This window comes from Streptomyces novaecaesareae (assembly GCF_000716875.1).
GTDB lineage: Bacteria > Actinomycetota > Actinomycetes > Streptomycetales > Streptomycetaceae > Kitasatospora > Kitasatospora novaecaesareae.
The window spans coordinates 1-362 of the sequence record NZ_JNWQ01000238.1; the positions used below are offsets into that span (position 1 = coordinate 1).

At 70.4% G+C, this 362-nt stretch carries 1 protein-coding gene; it reads right to left on the reverse strand.

Features of this window, described 5'->3' with window-relative positions:
* On the reverse strand, window positions 1-362 hold a 362-nt coding region (locus tag OP86_RS32670; protein WP_033334541.1), incomplete at both ends, for an Ig-like domain-containing protein.

Below are 362 nucleotides of genomic sequence, written 5' to 3' on the forward strand. Positions count from 1 at the left end.
TCAGGGTGGCCATGCCGCCGGACAGGGTGACCGGCGCCTGGGGGATGCCGCCGATGAAGAAGGTGACCGTGCCAGTGGGTATGCCGCCCCCGGGGGCGACGACGCTGACGGTCGCCGTCAGGCTCACCGGCTGGCCGAACACCGACGGGTTGGGCAGGGACGTCAACACCGTTGTGGTGTTGGCCTTGGTGACGGTCTGGGGGTCGATGGGCGAGGTGGAGCCGTTGAAGGCGGTGTCTCCGCTGTAGACGGCGGTCAGCGCGTGGGTGCCGACGCCGAGGGTGGAGGTGGTGAAGGTGGCCACGCCCGCGACGACAGTGCCGGTGCCCAGCAGGGTCGCGCCGTCGAAGAACGACACCGTG